The following is a 16,194-nucleotide window of genomic DNA, read 5'->3' as shown; positions in this document are numbered from 1 at the left end:
AGTTTTCGCATGAGCTGAGGAGATGGACGGAATGAGCAAGCTCGCGGGTAAGACGGCGCTGGTCACCGGTGGTTCGCGCGGAATCGGCCGGGCGATCGCCCAGCGCCTGGCGGCGGACGGCGCGTACGTCGCCGTGCACTACGGCCGCAACGAGTCCGCGGCGAAGGAGACGATCGCGACGATCGAGCAGGTGGGCGGCCGTGCCTTCGCCGTCCGGGCCGAGCTCGGCGTGCCCGGCGACGTCGACACGCTGTTCGCCGGGCTGGAGGAGGGCCTGGCCGGGCGGCCGCTGGACATCCTGGTCAACAACGCGGGCGGCGCGATGGGAACCGGCTCGATCGACCGGACGACCCCCGAGGAGTTCGACCGGCTGATCGCGCTCAACGTGCGCGCACCGTTCTTCATCATCCAGCGGGCTCTGCCCCTGCTGCGCGACGGCGGCCGCGTCATCAACATCTCCTCCGCCGACACGCGCATCGCCATCGCCCACGAACTCGCCTACTCGATGGCCAAGGGTGCGATCAATGTGCTCGGCAGGACGCTGGCCCATGCGGTGGGCGAACGAGGCATCACGGTCAACACGGTGGCGCCCGGCGTCACCGACACCGAACCGAACGCCTGGATCCATTCCAGCCCGGAGATCGAGGCGCTCACCGCGACGGCCTCCGCGCTCAACCGCATCGGCCAGCCGTCCGACATCGCCGACGTCGTGGCCTTCCTCGCCTCCGACGACGCCCGCTGGATCACCGGCGACCTCATCGACGCCACCGGCGGCACCTTCCTCGGCCCCCGCGTCTGAGGACGGACGCGAGAGCCCCGTACGGCTCTGGGCACACCACGCCGCTCTCCTGCACGAAAAGGGCACCCCGGGGCGATCCGGGGTGCCCTTTTCGTGCGGAACGGTCAGAGACGCTCGATGATCGTGACGTTGGCCTGGCCGCCGCCCTCGCACATCGTCTGCAGGCCATATCGCCCACCGGTGCGCTCAAGCTCGTGCAGGAGCTTGGTCATGAGGATCGCGCCGGTGCCGCCCAGCGGGTGCCCCAGCGCGATGGCGCCGCCGTTGGGGTTGGTCCGCGCCGGGTCGGCCCCGATCTCCTTGATCCAGGCCAGCGGCACCGGGGCGAACGCCTCGTTGATCTCGACGACGTCGATGTCCCCGATCGCGAGCCCCGCCTTGGCCAGCGCCTTGCGGGTGGCCGGGATCGGCGCCGTGAGCATGTAGATCGGGTCGTCGCCGGTCAGCGCGAGCGTGACGATGCGGGCGCGCGGGACCAGCCCGTGGTCGCGCACCGCCTGCTCCGAGGCGATGAGCACCGCGCCCGAGCCGTCGGAGATCTGCGAGGAGGTGGCCGCGGTGATCCGGCCGCCCTCACGCAGGGTCTTCAGCTCGGCCATCTTCTCCAGCGTGGTGTCGGGCCGCGGGCCCTCGTCGTCGGTCACGCCGTCGACCGGGGCGATCTGGTCCTTGAAGTGGCCGTTGGCGATCGCCTTCGCGGCCCGTTGGTGGCTCTCGTAGGCGTAGCGCTCCAGCTCGTCACGCTCCAGGCCCCACTTGTCGCACATCAGCTCCGCGCCGCGGAACTGGGAGATCTCCTGCTTGCCGTACCGCTCGACCCACTTGTCGCCGAACGGGAACGGCATGCCCTTCTCCAGCGCCGCTGTGATGCTCGACCCCATGGGGACGATGGACATCGACTCGACGCCGGCCGCCACGACCAGGTCCTGCGTGCCCGACAGCACTCCCTGCGCGGCGAAGTGGATGGCCTGCTGCGACGAGCCGCACTGCCGGTCGATCGTGACCCCGGCCACGGTCTCCGGGAGGCCCGCGCTGAGCCACGCGTTGCGTGCGATGTCCATGGACTGCGGGCCGAACTGCATGACGCAGCCCATGATCACGTCGTCCACGGCGGCGGGATCGACGCCGGTGCGCTCGACGAGCGCGGAGAGAGTGTGGGCGGCCAGGTCGACCGGGTGGACCGCGGAGAGCCCGCCCTTCTTCTTGCCGACCGGCGTGCGGACCGCCCCGACGATGTACGCCTCTGCCACAGTGCCTCCATAGGAAACCGAGCAATGTTCGGTTAGTGAGAGGTTACATCAGAACTTTCGTCGGGGGAGGCGACGGGATGGGCATGGTCGATGGAGAGGGCTCAGGCGTATCGTCCGGGCAGCACGTCGTCGGCCTCGGCGAGTTGGAAACCCCGGCTGTCGGCCGCGATCCCCCGGAGCCCGTCCGCGAGCGCGAGCGCCACGGCCGCCCGCGCGAGCAGCGCCCCCTGCGCCTCGTCCGCGCTCGTCACGTCTTCCGTCCGGCCGTCGGCCGCATCTCCAGCAGCCGCACCGGCAAGCTCGGCGTCCTCGCCTCCCGTCTCCTCCGTACGCGCGACCGGGGAGACCCGGGCGATCGCGATCTCCGTCAGGTACGGCCAGCGGACCTGGGCGGCGGGCGGCAAGCGGTGCCCCTCCTCGATCGTGACCAGCACGTCGGCGCCCGCGTAGACGTCGGCCACCCTGCCACGGCGGACGGGGACGTGGACGACGCCCTCGATCAGCTCACCTTCCGGCCACCTTTCGGTGTCCACGGCGTCGGCGTGCCGCAGTGACTGGGCGAGGATCGGCAGGATCTCCCCGGGCTCCGGCACGGCCGGCAGGTAGACCAGCGGGTCTCCGCCGTCCTCCGCCGGATCGAGCGGCTCGCCCTGGCAGAGCGACCAGCCGCCCAGGCGGTATGCGATGCCCTCGGCCAGGCTCTTGTCGAAGAAGTCCACCGGCAGCGGGCCCTCGGCGGCGATCCGGCACGCCCAGAGCCTGTCCTCGTCGGCCACTCCGAGCTTGGCGAGGACGTCTCCGGTCAGTTCGACGGGCGGCTCGATGCGCGCCCCGCCCGCGAGGATGTCGTCGCCGTCGGTTCTCGCCTCGGGATCGGCGAGTTGTGCGACAGCCAGCAGTGTCTTCGGATCCGGCCGGGCAGGCAGCAGCGCCGTGGGCCCTGTGCGCAGCCGACCGGGCAGCAGGAGTTTCGAGAACCAGCCCACAGGCCCTCCTCATGATCGGTCGAAGAGACCATAGCCCCGACGGCCGCCGGCCACGAGCCCTTCCGGCGAGGTGCCCCGGCTCAGGACGTCGTTTTCGCCAGACGCGTTCCGGTCATCGTGGCGTAGACGATGACATTGTCGAAGTAGTGACCGGTCGAATAGTTGTATTTGCCGCCACAGGTGATCAGCCTGAGCTCGGCGTTGTCGGCGTGCCCGTACACCCGGTTGGTGGGGAACGTCTGCTTGTTCGCCTGCTCGATACCGCCCACGGTGAAGATGGCCACGGTCCCGTCGAGGCGGTACACCTCGATCTTGTCGCCGTACGCCAGTTCGTGCAGGCGAGTGAAGACGGCGCCGCGCGAGGTGGTGTCCTTGTGGCCGAGCATGACCGCAGGGCCCGCCTCACCCGCCGTCGGGCCGCCGCGATACCAGCCGACCAGGTTCGGGTTGCCGATCGGGGGCGTCTGGATCGCACCGGAGCGGTCGAGACCGACCGACTTGATCGGGGCGTTCACGCCGATCTTGGGAATGACCAGGCGCCTGGGCGTGGACGGCTGCATCGCCGGGGCCGCCGGAATGTTCGGAACCGGCGGAGGCGCGGTGGCGACCGCCTGCGTCAGCGGCTGCCCGGCGCCGCCCGGCCCCACGGAGGGGGCGAGCCCGTTCTGCGGCGCCGCGAGCTTCACCGTCGAGCGGGTCGGCGCGGCGTACTCGTCGGGGTTGTTCACCATGATCACCACGCCCACGATCACGACGACCAAGCCCAGGATGGCCGCCGTGATCAGCACCCGCCGGATGGCCTCCGCGCCGTCACCGGGAGGCTTCTCCTCCGGGGGCTGCGGCGGGGGCCCCGGCTGCACGTGCTGCATCTGGGGCAGCATGACCGGCTGGAAGACCGGCTGGCCGTAAACCGGCTGCGGGTAGCCCTGCCCGCCCGGCCCGAGAGGCACGCCGTAGGGCTGGCCCGGCGGGTACTGTCCAGGTGGCGGGGTGGTCATGGCTCGTCCTACTGCCTCACCGGGCGGCGCCGGGTCCGGAGCACGAGTCCGCCGCCCCCCGCCGCCAGCATGAGCGCGACGCCGGTGAGGACGAAGAGGCGGGCGTCGGGGCCCGCGTCCCCTCCACCGCCGGTGGCCGCGCCACCCCCGGGAGTGTTCTCGACCTGGGCGGACCTCGTCTTCTTCGTCTTGGACGGCGTGGGCGACGCGAAGACCGTTTCGTACACCGTCCTGGTGTTACGCGGCGTGGGCGAGACGCTCGCGGAGGCGCTGGGGCTGGCGCTGGCACTCGCGCTCGGGGACGCCGAGGCGCTCGTCACCGGAATCGTCGCCACGGCCGGCAGCGTGCTGCCCGTCGTCGCGACCACGCAGTTGTAGAGCGCGGTGGGCGTCGTGGTGGTCGTGCCGGTGCCGGCGGGGGCGACCATGCTGATCTTGAAGTCCTTCGCCGTCAGCACGACGGAGGTGGCCCCGGTCGCCGGCGTGACGGTCAGCGTCGCCGTGGGGAGCGACGGCATCGGCCCCTGGGCCGCGACGGACGCGGTCAACGCCGTACCGGTCGGCGAGGGTGTGGACACGCCCGCGGTCATACCGGCCGGCAGCGCCGACGCCGACACGGTGGGCTGCAACTCGATCGCCGCCCCGCTCGCGATCTGCACCGGCGCGGGGAACGCCGAAGTCGTGACCGGCTGGATGTTCAGGGTCGCGGTGTACTGGGTGCCGCTCACCGCCGAGGTGCTCGCGGTGAGCGTCACCGTGAAATCGTGCGTGACGGCGGTGCCGCCCGTGCCCGGAGTGCAGCTGTAGGTCACGGTCTTCGTGTCGGCTCGCGCGCCGAGCGCGCCCAGGCCCAGGAGAAGGCCCGCGCTGACCACTCCGGCCGCGGCGGCCCTTCCGGCGACACGGCCCCGCGCCTTTGACTTCAGCACTGACTTCTCTCCACTTCCATGCTCGCAGTCAACAGGCGTACCAGCATGCCAGCATACGGTCACGGTCAGGTAGAGATCTTACGGACAAAAACCCCAAGACCGCCTCCCCTTGCTCAAACTTTCTCACGTTCTCGGCATGTCCGCGTCCGCCGGACGCTAGTGCCTGCCGTACGAGCCGGGGTTGTATGAGCCGGGGTTCGGACCGAAGCGCCGGAGCAGCAGCCCTCCGGCCGCAGCCGCGGCCATCAGCGCCAGGCCGGTGAGCACGACAAGCCGGGCGTCCGGGCCCGCGTCGCCCCCGGCCCCGGTCTGCGCGCCGCCGAGCGGCGTCGTCTTGATCTGCTTGGTCGCCGTACGGGAGACCGTCGCGGTCGCCGTGACCGTGGTGGTCGCCGTGGTCCTCGTGGTCGGGGTCGTCGACGCTCCGGCGCTGGGAGTGGGCGAGCTGCTCGTGTTGCCGTCCGCGTCAGGGCTGGCGGTCGGGCTCGGCGAAGGGGAGAGCGAAGCGGACGGTGAGGGGGACGGCGAGGTGGACGAGGAGGCGGCGACGGTGAGCGCGAGCGACGCCCGGGTCGCGGACGCCGGCAGCGTGCACGTGTAGAGCGCCTCGCCCGTGCCGGTGGTGTCCCCCGCCGGGCGCAGCTTCAGCGTGAAGTTCCCTGCCGCGACTCCGACCGTGCCCACCGCCGTCGGAGTCAGCGTGACGAGCAGTTCGGGGATCGGCGTCAGCGTGACCGACGGCGAGACAGACGAGGGAACCACCGTGGAGGCGGACGGGCTCAGCGTGATGACCGAAGGACTCTCCTCCTGCGTGCCGGTCTCCGTGTCGTCCGTGTCCTCGCCGGAGGGAGTCGCGCCGGCGGAGGGAGTCGCACTCGCGGAGGGTGACGCACTCGCGGAGGGGGTCGCGGAGGTGCTCGTGTCGTCCGAAGACGGCGAGGCAGAAGGGGAGGGGGTGGCCGACGCGGAAGGCGACGCCGACGGAGAGGGCGTGGGGGTCGGCGACGGGCTGGGAGTGGCGGATTCGCTCACGACGGGAGCGCCGGTCACCTCCACCAGGCCCTCGGCGATCATGACGTCGCTCGCTGCGATGCCCGTCGCCGGTGCCACCATCGCGCTCTGGCCGCTCGACGGCGACGCGGGAGCGATCCGCCAGGTCACGGTCGCCGTGCTGCTCACCACCGGGTCGTCGGGCGCGACGAGGGTCACGTTCACCGGGTAGGTCGCGGCGGCGCCACCGGCTGGAGTGCAGGAATACGGCACGGTCGTGGCTTCGGTCGCCGCGAGCACCGGCCACGTCATCAGGGCCAGCGCGGCCGTCGCTCCCGCCGCCGACCGGGCCGCGATGCGACACCTGGCACTCCTGCGCCGGGCACTGGGGTCGGGCACGACGTCTCTCCTGCCACCACAGTCACGTACGAAGTAGCGAACAGTCTCCCAGGAGTTGACCACCGGCATAACCGGCGGGCGCCATATGTCAGGAAATTCTCAGGGAACCTTCATCGCCCTCCCACGGTAGGGAGGGTGGAGGTAGTGATATGAGACGACTGCTCGTGGCCCTCGCGGCGATGGCCGCGATCCTCGCGCCGGCCCTGCCCGCTCACGCGCGGGCCGGCTTCTGGGCGGTGACCGAACTCGACCCGCTTCCCGCCAAGGTGCGGCCCGATGTCTCCTACACGGTGGGCTTCTGGGTCCTCCAGCACGGCACCCATCCGTACGAGGGGCCCCACGGCCTCGAACCGATCGGCCTGCGCCTGACCGGGGAGGACGGCACGACCCTGACGTTCGGCGGGACGCCGCTGCCGGAACCCGCCCATTACGCCACGTCCATCACGGTGCCGGCCGGGCGGTGGCGGGTTCAGGGTCTGCAGGGCATGTTCGCGCCCTACGAGATCGGCACGCTCACGGTGCCGGGCGGGCTGAAGGCCGCTCCGCCGCAGTTTCCGGTGCCCGCAGGCACCGAGGTCATGGATTTCTGGGGGCCCGTGAAGCCGCCCGGGTTCCCCTGGAAGGCGGCGGCCGTCATTCCCAACCGCCTTCCGGCCGCGACGCCCGCCGCGTCCGCGCAGCCGGCCCGGACCACCAAACCGGACCGCGCCACCCAGCCGGCCCAGGCCTCCGCGGCCGTCGGTGATTCCTCGCCGTGGCGTCAGCCGTACGCGCTGCTTGCCGTCGCGGTGGCGGCGGTGGCGGGCACGCTGCTGGTCCAGTGCGCGGCTCGGACGGCCGTACGGCGCAGGCCGCACGATCCGCCCGAGCGCGAGGCGCGAGAGGGCGAAGAAGTGATCAGCACGGGCTGATCACCCCGCGATCACTTGCCCTTGGTCTCGGTCAGCGTCGCGTAGACGATGATGTTGTCGGTGTAGTGGTGCTGCTTGGCGTTGTAGACCCCGCCGCAGGTGATCAGCCGCAGCGACGACGTGATCGTGTTGCTGTAGACCCGCTTGGTCGGGAACGTCGACTTGCTGACCTGCTCGATCCCGTCCACCGTGAAGATCGCCATCTTGCCGTCCGCACGGAGAACGGCGATCTTGTTGCCGCGCTTGAGCTCGCGCAGGCGGCTGAAGACGGCGGCGCCCTTACGGGTGTTCACGTGCCCGAGGATGATCGCCGGCCCCTGGTCGCCGGGAGCCGGTCCGAAGCGGTACCAGCCGGTGAGGCTGGGCTTGCTCAGCGGGGGCGTCTGGATGACGCCGGACTTGTCCACGCCCACCGAGCCCACCACGGCCTTCACGCCGATCGCAGGAATGCTGATCTTGAGCGGCCTGCCGGTGACCTTCTTGGTCGTCGTCGTCTTCGCGCTGGACGACGAGGACGACAGCGGCTTCGAGGACGACGAGGCCACGCTCGTGAGGGTCAGCGGGGCGATCGGCTGCATCGCGGGAGCCGGCGGCGGCGCGGTCGGGTCCGCCGCCGTGAGCGGCACACCCGGCCCGCCCGGGCCGACGGTCGGCGGCAGGAAGGCCACGCTGCCCGCGTCCTGGACGTGCACCGCACCCGGGACCGGCCCGCTGTCCTGGGAGTCCGAGGGGCTCAGCACGGCGAGCATCCCGGCCATCACCGCCGCGATCCCGCCGAACGACCCGGCCACGAGCAGGCCCGCGAGGACCGGCTGAGGCAGCGGCTTGCGCGTCTTCTTGGCGTCGGTGCCCGTGCTGCCCTGCTCGGGAGCCCCGCCGTCAGGAGTGTCGTTCATCGTCATCCTCCTCAGCCCTGCTCGCCCGAGTGCGCCGCCCTGCGTCGGAGCATCGCCACACCGCTGAGCATGCCGATCATCAACAGCGCGCCGCCCGAGCCGATCAGCAGCATGCCCGAGGACGACACGCGCTCCGGAGCCTCACCGGTCTGCGCACCGCCCTGCGGCGTGATCGCCACCTGCGCCACGCTCGGCGTCGCGGTCAGTGTCACCGTCTTCGTCGCCGTAGGCGACGGACTGCCCTGCACTGTCACCACTGTGACAGCGTAGTTTTGTGTGGCCGACAGGTTCGGGCTCCTGCTCGCGGACGGCGACGGCGAGGGCGAGGGAGACTGATCGCCGCTCGGCGACCCCGAAGGCGTGGCCGACGCACTCGGCGAGACGCTTCCCGAAGGGCTGGCCGAGCTGTCCGGAGAAGGCGAGCTGTCCGGCGACTCGCTCGGCTGCACCGAAGCCGACGGGCTGCTGTTCGTCCCGCCACCGATCGTCACCTGCACGGCGACCGGTGCGCTGATGAGCGTGCACTCGGCGCGGTATTCCTGCGGCGGGTTCGCCAGCTCCCGGGTGACCACGCGGAACGCGTCGAGCTGGCCCCACTTGCCGTCCTCGACGTTCTTGATTGTGATCGTGTGCTCGCCGTACTTGAGGCCGTGGAACTTCCACAGGGTCTGCCCGCCCCTGTTGGCGTCGTTCACCGGGGTGCCGTCGTCGTTCGTCGAGGGGTCGATCCGCGGCGGTGTACCAGGCTGGCCGTCGACGTCGATGTCGATCGGTCCCGCACGCCGGTCGCGCTGCGCGACGTACTCCACTCCGGTGCCGGTGAAGGTGAGGGACGCCCAGGCGCCGCTCACCGTGGTCCGGTGCAGGTCGAGGTGATAGTCGTTGTCCCCGCTCGGCTGCCCCTCGAGGTTCTCCCAGCCGCCGCTGTAGGTGATCGCCGAGTCGTCGTCGTTGACCATGACCTCGGAGGCGGGGGGACGGAAGTCGACGAACAGCTTGCCGGGCTTGACCGTGAGGGTGCCCTCCCGATCCGTGTAGGCGAAGTCGGCGATGCCGTCCGGAAGCTTGAGCGGGGTGCCCTTGATCATCGCGCCCGGCTGGTCCACGGATCCCTTGGGCTGAAGCTGCCCGATCCAGCTGCCGGTGAGGTTGACCCTCCCGGTCACCTCGATCCGGCCGCCGTTGGGCAGTCGCGCGGGCGCTCCGAAGCGCGTCGCGTCCTTGTAGCCGAGCTTCCACGCGACGGTGAGCGGATCGCCGACGTTCAGCGTCGTCGGGACGGTGAGCTTCGTCCGGAGATAGACGGTGCCCGAGCCCGTGCCGGCGATGCCTTGCTGACAGGCGTAGTCCACCACGAGATCGGCGGTATTGGCCTGCGCCGTTACCGCCGGTACGACAATCGCCGCCGTACCAGCCAGGCCGAGGGCCAAGGCAGCCACGGTCCTAGGAAGACCAGCTTTCCACCGAATCACCGCATACTCCGATCACAGGTCCGCCCTGGCGGGCCTATAGCAAACCGAAGGTAGATCTTAGGGGCATCCGAAGCGGTCAAAGGGGTCGTTATCGCGATGGTTTCGGAGTTGTGACCGTCCGTACAACATGAAGCCGATCGACCGCGGGAGGAACAGAATCGTATTCTGGTGCGGCCAACAGATTCTGAGCCGGAAGGCGTACCCGATGCGGCGAGACCTCTTCGACGAGGAGCACGACCTCTTCCGCGAGACCGTCCGTGAGTTCATGGCCCGCGAGGTCGTCCCCCACCACGCGCAGTGGGAGAAGGACGGCATCGTCCCCCGCGAGGTGTGGAAGAAGGCGGGCGAGCTGGGCATGTTCGGGTTCTCGGTGCCGGAGGAGTACGGCGGCTCGGGGATCACCGACTTCCGCTACAACGTGGTGATCGTCGAGGAGATCATCCGCGTCGGCGCCAGCGGCCTGGGATTCGGCCTGCACAACGACATCATGGCGCCGTACATGGTCGATCTGACCAACGACGAGCAGAAGCAGCGCTGGCTGCCCGGCTTCGCGTCCGGCGAGCTGATCACGGCCATCGCGATGACCGAGCCGGGGGCCGGCAGCGACCTGCAGGGCATCCGCACCACCGCCGTCCGCGAGGGCGACCACTACGTGGTGAACGGGCAGAAGACCTTCATCACCAACGGCATCAACTCCGACCTCGTCGTGGTCGTGACCAAGACCGACCCCTCGGCGGGCGCGCGCGGCACCTCGCTGCTGGTCGTGGAGCGCGGCATGGAGGGCTTCACCCGCGGCCGCAACCTGGAGAAGGTCGGCATGCACGCGCAGGACACCGCCGAGTTGTTCTTCGAGAACGTCCGGGTGCCGGTGGCCAATCTCCTGGGCGACGAGGAGGGTCAGGGCTTCTTCCAGCTCATGAACAACCTGCCGCAGGAGCGGTTGTCGATCGCGGTGGCGGCCGTGGCCGCGGCGGAGACGGTGCTGGAGGAGACGATCGAGTACTGCCGCAACCGTACGGCCTTCGGCCGCAGCATCGGCAAGTTCCAGAACACCCGGTTCCTGCTGGCCGAGCTGGCCACCGAGGTGGAGATCGCCCGGCACTACGTGGACAAGAGCGTGCAAGCGCTCAACGCCAAGGAGCTCACGGCGGTGGACGCCGCGAAGGCCAAGTGGTGGACGACCGAGCTGCAGAACAAGGTCGTCGACCGGTGCGTCCAGCTCCACGGCGGCTACGGCTACATGCTGGAGTATCCGGTGGCCAAGGCCTGGCTGGACAGCCGCGTACAGACGATCTACGGCGGCACCACCGAGATCATGAAGGAGATCATCGGCCGGTCCTTCGGCTTCTGACCCCCGCGAACCAGCAGCGGATCAGCTGTGCTGCTGTCCCCAGATCAGCAGCATGGCCACGACGAACACGACCATCACGCCTCCGTAGGCCACCGGGCTCAGCCGGAAGAACCGGCGCACCTTGTTCAGCAGCCACGCGAACAGGAGCGCCAGGAAGACCAGAAGGATGAGTCCGGTGTCCACACTGATCAGTATGCGCGGGTTTCCCCGCCCCCGCGTGTCCCTCGGCACAAGCAGCGCGGGGAGACTCAGCGAGGGTCTTCGCCGCCTTCGAGGATGCTGCCTTCGACGATCACCCGCGCGACCAGTTCCGGGTCGTCGCTCATCGGCACGTGGCCGCAGCCCCGCAGCAGCAGCGCCCGCTGTCCCGCCCACCGCGCCGCCCGTACGGCCTGGCGGCGCGGCAGCAGCCGGTCGCGGTCGCCCCAGGCGATCGTGACCGGCACCTGGGGCGGCGCGGGCGGCGCGACCCACGCCAGCGAGTCCAGCGTCTCCTCGAACCCCACGCACTCGCGCAGCGCCGTGGCCGCCGCGAGCACGGTCTCACGCGGCAGCCGCTCCGGACGGGCCACGAACAGGCCCAAGGCCAACGCCTTCCCCTCGTCCGTGCGGGCCGCGAGCGCGGGCAGTCCGTCCGCCCGCGCCGCCAGCCGCAGCAGGCGCAGCACGGCCCGCGCGTACGCGTGCTCGGGCCGGGACCAGAACCCGGCGGGAGACAGCGCGACGGCCGTGCGGACGTCGGCGGAGGACGCCAGGTCGAGCGCGATGTAACCGCCCAGCGAATTGCCCGCGACGTGCGGCCGGCTCAGGCCGAGCCCGGTCCAGAACTCCCGCACCGCCCGCCCCAGCGTCTCCACGTTGTACGGCGTGCCGTACGGCAGCGGCGGGGACTCGCCGAAGCCGGGCAGGTCAACCGCGATGACGTCGTGCCGCTCCGCGAGCAGATCGAGGACCGGCAGCCAGCCGTGCCGGTGATGACCGATGCCGTGGAGGAGGACCAGCGGCGGGCCGCTGCCGCGACGGTCGTGGGCGAGCTCCATGCGTCCGAGTCAAGCACCAGGGACGGCCGGAAAGAAGCGCGCAGCGTGTCGCGTCCGCAGTCCGTCCGTTGAGGCGGATCCCGTGCGTGCTCGTCCGCGCGGGCTGCAATCATGTTCCGTCGCATTGATTGAAGACGAAATGAACCGACAAATGACCATGACTAAGCCGGAGGAACACACCGGCCTCGCCGACCTGCCGGAGCCGGACGTGAAAGCCGGCGTCATCGACTTGCTGGAACGCAGCGGATCGGTCGTGGTGCCCATCGGCATCGCCCTCTACGCGCTGCTCTATCTCGGCATCCAGCAGGTGTACGGCATCTTCAACATCAGCCCGGAACAGGCGGGCATCGACCAGGCGACCATGTTCGGCCGCCTGGTGGGGACGCTGATCCTGCTCATCATCGCCGGCGCGCTGCTCGCGGGCGTCATCGTGGCGGCCGTCTGGCTGCTCGACAAGGCCACCCTCGGCCATCTGTTCCGCCTGGCCCAGGCCGTACGCGTGCGCCCGTGGGCCGCCGCGACCGCCGGCGCGCTGTGGTGCGGAGCGAGCTACTGGGGCTTTCTCGGTTACCTCGGGCTGGGCGAGGGCGCGTCGCTGGCCGGTGTCGTGATCACCGCGGTGGTGATCGGCGCCCTGGCCTTCCTCGTGCCGTTCCGGCTGCTGCGACGGCGTCCTTCCGGCCGCGCGGGCATGAAGATCGTGGTGGCCGCGTTCACCGGCATCGGGCTGGGCTTCGCGCTGATGGGGCAGATGGAGAGCGACGCGCTGGCCGTCGCCGACAAGGGCAGGCCCGCCAGCATGCTCCTGTCGATGGTGGGCTTCCAGGACCAGTGGGTGGTGCTCAACGACCGCGAAAGCGGCAAGGTGCTGCGCGGCGGTGTGGAGGTGCTGCTGCTCGGCGAACGCGAGGGCACGTACGCGTTGTACGACTGCGCGAACCAGGAGACCTTCCGCATCTCCATGGAAGCGACCGTGCTGCGGCAGGTGACGCTCGAACCCGAACGCCCTAGCGGCTACACCTGCATGAAGCAGAAGAACTGACCGTGGCGTGCCCCCGCACCGGGGGCACGCCACGACCTAACGACCGCCGATGGGGATCTCGAACCAGACCGCCTTGCCCTCACGGGTCGGGCGGGAGCCCCAGCGTCGCGCCAGCTGGTCGACGAGATAGAGGCCACGGCCGCCCTCGTCGTTCTCCCCCGCGCTGCGGATGCGGGGCAGGCGCAGATCCTGGTCGAAGACCTCGACCCAGACGGACTCCCCGCCCCTGCGCAGCCGCAGGGTGAACTCCTTGTCGCCCGCGATCTCCTCTTCGAAGCCCGGCACGTCCCACGACTCGTCGAACGGCAGCGGCGGCCCGTCGAGCACCAGCTCGCGGCGCGGCACGCTGGCGCTGGCGGCGTGCAGGACCACGTTGGTCACGACCTCGGAGACGAGCAGGCAGGCCAGCTCCGCGCGTTCCTCGGGCACCTGCCATCCCGCGAACGCCTCCGACGCCATCCGCCGCGCCTCGCTCACCATGATCGGCTGGGCCGGGAACGTCCGCTCCTGGGACTGCAGCTCCGTGCCCGCCGAACGGACGACGAGGATGGCCATGTCGTCGTCGATCTCGCCGGGGACGGCCACCGTGGCCAGGTCGGCGATGCGCTCGACGGACTCTCCCGACGCCTTGGCGAGCTTCTCCCGCAGGACGTCGAGCGCCTCGTCGTCGCCGGGGACGCCCGTGGCGGAGTCGCGCGGCGGTCTGCGATCGACCAGGCCGTCGGTGTAGAGAAGCAGGGTCGCGCCGGGCGGCAGCACCCTCGTCTCCTCCTTGTAGACCAGGTCGGCGTGCATGCCCTTGGCCCGCACTCCGAGCGGCTGGCCGACCTCGGTGATGTCCAGGTCTCTGACCTCGCCGTCCACGATCAGCAGCGGCGGCGCGTGCCCGGCGTTGGCGAACGACAGCTGCCTCGACCACGCGTCGTACACCATGTATTGGCAGGTGACGATCGGCGGGTTGGTGATGTCGGCGCCGAAGTCGTCGTGTTCCGGCGCGGCGACGATCCTGGTCCACTCGTCCAGGCGGGCGAGGATGTCGGCGGGCGGTTTGTCGTCCTGGGCGAAGGCCCGCAACGCGGCCCTGAGCTGGCCCATCACCGCCGCCGCCTTGGCTCCCCGGCCCTCGACGTCTCCGATCACGATGCCGACGCGGCCGGCCGACAGCGGGATCACGTCGTACCAGTCGCCGCCCACCTGGGTCTGGATGCCCTGGCCGTGCGAGGCGAGCGGGGCGGCCGGATAGTAGCGGACCGCGATCTCCAGACCGTCGAGCGAGGGCAGCGGCTGACGCGGGAGCAGGTGCTTCTGGAACGACTCGGCGGTGTGCCGCTCCTCCTCGAACAGCAGCGCGTTGTCGACGGCGAGCGCGACGCGGGTGGCGATGGCGCCGACGAAGTCGCGGTCGAAGGTGTCGTAGTGGGGCGAGCGCCGGTTCGTGAGGTTCGACAGGCCGAGGTACATCAGGCCGAGCGTCTCGCCGCGCACGCACAGCGGGGCGACGATGGCCGAGGTCATCCCGATCTCGCCGCACAGCCGGGCCGCGCCCTCGCTCGGCGCCGGATAGCTGACCTGGGAGAGGTCCTCGACGAGGATCGTCTCCTGACGGCGCACGGCGGCCTCGGCGTAGTGCCCGAGGGGGTATCTGATCTCCGCGCCCACCGGCCGCCAGGTGTCCGGCGGCGGGGTCCAGCCGTTCACGTGCGTGGAGACCTTGCGCACCAGGCGGTCGCCCTCGACCAGTTCGATGAAGCAGTGGTCGGCGAACTGCGGGACGAGCATCTCCGCGACCCGGTTGAGCGTCTCCTCGACGTACAGGGAGCCGGCGAGCCGCTCGCCGATCCGCTCGAGCAGGCCGAAGCGGTCCTTCTCACGCTCGTTGCTGCGCATCGCCTCGCGCGCGGTGATCACGATGCCGCTCACGGAGCCGGAGGGGTGCCGCAGCGGCACGGCCTGCGCGCGTACGTAGATCGTGGAGCCGTCGCCGCGGGCCACGTCGAACGTGCCCTCCCACACACCGCCGCGCAGCACGTGCTTGGCCAGCTCGGCCGTGAGCGGATGGTCCTTCTCCGAGATCCCGAGGCTGTGCAGCGACTCCCTGCCCGGAGACGCGCCCACGCGGCCGAACAGCTGCTCGGCGAAGGGGTTCCAGTACAGGACGTTGCTGAAGCGGTCGGTCACGACCACGGCCATCTCCGCGTGATCGAGCACGGAACCGGCGGAAAGGTGGTCGTCGGCGTCCTGTGACAGATCTCCCCATCGCCTCATGCCACGACCGTCCCTTGACGAGGTGGGTTCGCTATGCCGGGCACGGGCGCTCCTGCGAAGGCTGGGTCGCGAGAAATGAAAGGACTCCCTAGGGGATTCAACCAGGCACAACTCATTCCGTCATCGTCTGGTGACAAAAACGTGTGAGGCGACGTCCCTCGGAAGGTCCGCGGTCGTGGTTCCCACCTCACCATCACCAGTCACCGTTACACCGTTGTCACTCGCCGCGAGCGTCACCTCGCGTCCGGGTTGTATCCCAACTTGCTTGAGTTTAAGCATCACGGCGGGGTCGCTTTGCACTTGTTCGCTGATTCGGCGCACTACAACGGGCACGGGGGCCTGTCCCGCGAGGGTCACCATGGGAGACACCATCTCATCTCCAGCCGAACCGGACTGAGGCACCCCCAGCTCGTCCAGACCGGGGATCGGATTGCCGTGCGGGCACACCCGGGGGTTCTTGAGAAGGTTCACGAGCCGGGTCTCCACCGACTCCGACATGACGTGCTCCCAGCGGCACGCCTCGATGTGGACCTCTTCCCAGGGCATGCCGATCACCTGGGTCAGCAGGCACTCGGCCAGGCGGTGCTTGCGCATGACGCGGATGGCCAGCGTGCGGCCCAGCGCGGTCATGCTGAGGTGCCTGTCCCCCTCGACCTTGACCAGGCCGTCGCGCTCCATGCGCGCCACCGTCTGGCTGACGGTCGGACCGCTCTGCTGCAGACGCTCGGCGATCCGAGCGCGGAGCGGGACGATGCCCTCCTCTTCGAGCTCGAATATCGTCCGGAGGTACATCTCCGTCGTGTCGATCAGGCCGTGTGCGGTCAAGGCTCCTCCAGTCCTTGTAAATCGATGCTACGACCTCCCCG

General features: G+C 70.2%; 15 protein-coding genes. 4 read left to right on the top strand and 11 right to left on the bottom strand.

Annotated elements, in window-relative coordinates; translation table 11 throughout:
• The first annotated feature begins 31 nt into the window (after window positions 1-31).
• Entirely contained in the window at window positions 32-799 is a 768-nt protein-coding gene (locus tag FH610_RS40255) for an SDR family oxidoreductase (RefSeq protein WP_139580503.1), read from the top strand.
• A 104-nt stretch (window positions 800-903) separates the two neighbouring features.
• Here the strand turns inward: FH610_RS40255 and FH610_RS40250 are convergent, their stop codons facing one another.
• The 5 genes from FH610_RS40250 to FH610_RS40230 all read right to left on the bottom strand — a co-directional run bounded on the left by FH610_RS40250 (window position 904) and on the right by FH610_RS40230 (window position 6,351).
• A complete protein-coding gene (locus tag FH610_RS40250) occupies window positions 904-2,049 on the bottom strand; it encodes an acetyl-CoA C-acetyltransferase (protein ID WP_139580502.1) in 1,146 nt (381 codons plus the stop codon).
• Window positions 2,050-2,150: 101 nt separating this feature from the next.
• The gene (locus FH610_RS40245) at window positions 2,151-3,035 is read right to left on the bottom strand and encodes a hypothetical protein (protein ID WP_139580501.1); all 885 of its coding nucleotides are present in this window, start codon (window positions 3,033-3,035) and stop codon (window positions 2,151-2,153) included.
• An 80-nt stretch (window positions 3,036-3,115) separates the two neighbouring features.
• The gene (locus FH610_RS40240) at window positions 3,116-4,033 is read right to left on the bottom strand and encodes a class F sortase (RefSeq protein ID WP_139580500.1); all 918 of its coding nucleotides are present in this window, start codon (window positions 4,031-4,033) and stop codon (window positions 3,116-3,118) included.
• An 8-nt stretch (window positions 4,034-4,041) separates the two neighbouring features.
• On the bottom strand, window positions 4,042-4,962 hold the full coding sequence (locus FH610_RS40235; protein WP_139580499.1) for a hypothetical protein: 921 nt from the start codon (window positions 4,960-4,962) through the stop codon (window positions 4,042-4,044).
• 156 nt (window positions 4,963-5,118) lie between these two features.
• Window positions 5,119-6,351: a hypothetical protein gene (locus tag FH610_RS40230; RefSeq protein ID WP_139580498.1), complete on the bottom strand. Its 1,233-nt coding sequence runs from the start codon at window positions 6,349-6,351 to the stop codon at window positions 5,119-5,121.
• Between the two features lie 149 nt (window positions 6,352-6,500).
• On the opposite strand from FH610_RS40230, the gene FH610_RS40225 reads away from it, so the two are divergent.
• Window positions 6,501-7,262 (top strand): hypothetical protein, encoded by a 762-nt coding sequence (locus tag FH610_RS40225; RefSeq protein ID WP_139580497.1) that lies wholly within the window; start codon window positions 6,501-6,503, stop codon window positions 7,260-7,262.
• A gap of 11 nt (window positions 7,263-7,273) precedes the next feature.
• Here FH610_RS40225 and FH610_RS40220 read toward each other — a convergent pair whose 3' ends face one another.
• Together FH610_RS40220 and FH610_RS40215 are read right to left on the bottom strand one after the other, a co-directional pair.
• Window positions 7,274-8,158 (bottom strand): class F sortase, encoded by an 885-nt coding sequence (locus FH610_RS40220; RefSeq protein ID WP_161628200.1) that lies wholly within the window; start codon window positions 8,156-8,158, stop codon window positions 7,274-7,276.
• Between the two features lie 11 nt (window positions 8,159-8,169).
• Window positions 8,170-9,597, bottom strand: a complete 1,428-nt coding sequence (locus tag FH610_RS40215) for a hypothetical protein (RefSeq protein ID WP_139580495.1) — start codon at window positions 9,595-9,597, stop codon at window positions 8,170-8,172.
• Window positions 9,598-9,835: 238 nt separating this feature from the next.
• On the opposite strand from FH610_RS40215, the gene FH610_RS40210 reads away from it, so the two are divergent.
• Window positions 9,836-10,981, top strand: coding sequence for an acyl-CoA dehydrogenase family protein (locus FH610_RS40210; RefSeq protein ID WP_139580494.1), 1,146 nt, complete (start codon window positions 9,836-9,838; stop codon window positions 10,979-10,981).
• Between the two features lie 21 nt (window positions 10,982-11,002).
• Here the strand turns inward: FH610_RS40210 and FH610_RS43410 are convergent, their stop codons facing one another.
• Entirely contained in the window at window positions 11,003-11,164 is a 162-nt protein-coding gene (locus FH610_RS43410) for a hypothetical protein (protein ID WP_167538831.1), read from the bottom strand.
• A gap of 65 nt (window positions 11,165-11,229) precedes the next feature.
• Window positions 11,230-12,021, bottom strand: a complete 792-nt coding sequence (locus FH610_RS40205) for an alpha/beta fold hydrolase (protein WP_139580493.1) — start codon at window positions 12,019-12,021, stop codon at window positions 11,230-11,232.
• 151 nt (window positions 12,022-12,172) lie between these two features.
• Here FH610_RS40205 and FH610_RS40200 point away from each other — a divergent pair, with 151 nt between their 5' ends.
• Complete coding sequence (locus FH610_RS40200; protein WP_139580492.1) at window positions 12,173-13,063, top strand: hypothetical protein; 891 nt, start codon at window positions 12,173-12,175, stop codon at window positions 13,061-13,063.
• Window positions 13,064-13,099: 36 nt separating this feature from the next.
• On the opposite strand, the gene FH610_RS40195 is transcribed toward FH610_RS40200, so the two are convergent.
• Together FH610_RS40195 and FH610_RS40190 are read right to left on the bottom strand one after the other, a co-directional pair.
• On the bottom strand, window positions 13,100-15,328 hold the full coding sequence (locus tag FH610_RS40195) for an ATP-binding SpoIIE family protein phosphatase (RefSeq protein ID WP_139580491.1): 2,229 nt from the start codon (window positions 15,326-15,328) through the stop codon (window positions 13,100-13,102).
• A gap of 120 nt (window positions 15,329-15,448) precedes the next feature.
• Window positions 15,449-16,153 (bottom strand): iron-dependent transcriptional repressor DtxR, encoded by a 705-nt coding sequence (locus FH610_RS40190; protein WP_139580490.1) that lies wholly within the window; start codon window positions 16,151-16,153, stop codon window positions 15,449-15,451.
• Window positions 16,154-16,194 lie beyond the last annotated feature (41 nt).

This window comes from Microbispora catharanthi (assembly GCF_006334915.2).
Classification (GTDB): Bacteria; Actinomycetota; Actinomycetes; order Streptosporangiales; family Streptosporangiaceae; genus Microbispora; species Microbispora catharanthi.
This window is presented reverse-complemented; position numbering and strand designations above follow the sequence as displayed.

What these genes read in the sequence shown, in the direction of transcription:
- FH610_RS40255 (WP_139580503.1), top strand. Translation starts at nt 32, where the DNA reads ATGAGCAAGCTCGCGGGTAAGACGGCGCTGGTCACCGGTGGTTCGCGC.
- FH610_RS40240 (WP_139580500.1), bottom strand. Translation starts at nt 4,033, where the DNA reads ATGACCACCCCGCCACCTGGACAGTACCCGCCGGGCCAGCCCTACGGC.
- FH610_RS40225 (WP_139580497.1), top strand. Translation starts at nt 6,501, where the DNA reads ATGAGACGACTGCTCGTGGCCCTCGCGGCGATGGCCGCGATCCTCGCG.
- FH610_RS40220 (WP_161628200.1), bottom strand. Translation starts at nt 8,158, where the DNA reads ATGAACGACACTCCTGACGGCGGGGCTCCCGAGCAGGGCAGCACGGGC.
- FH610_RS40210 (WP_139580494.1), top strand. Translation starts at nt 9,836, where the DNA reads ATGCGGCGAGACCTCTTCGACGAGGAGCACGACCTCTTCCGCGAGACC.
- FH610_RS40205 (WP_139580493.1), bottom strand. Translation starts at nt 12,021, where the DNA reads ATGGAGCTCGCCCACGACCGTCGCGGCAGCGGCCCGCCGCTGGTCCTC.
- FH610_RS40200 (WP_139580492.1), top strand. Translation starts at nt 12,173, where the DNA reads ATGACCATGACTAAGCCGGAGGAACACACCGGCCTCGCCGACCTGCCG.
- FH610_RS40195 (WP_139580491.1), bottom strand. Translation starts at nt 15,328, where the DNA reads ATGAGGCGATGGGGAGATCTGTCACAGGACGCCGACGACCACCTTTCC.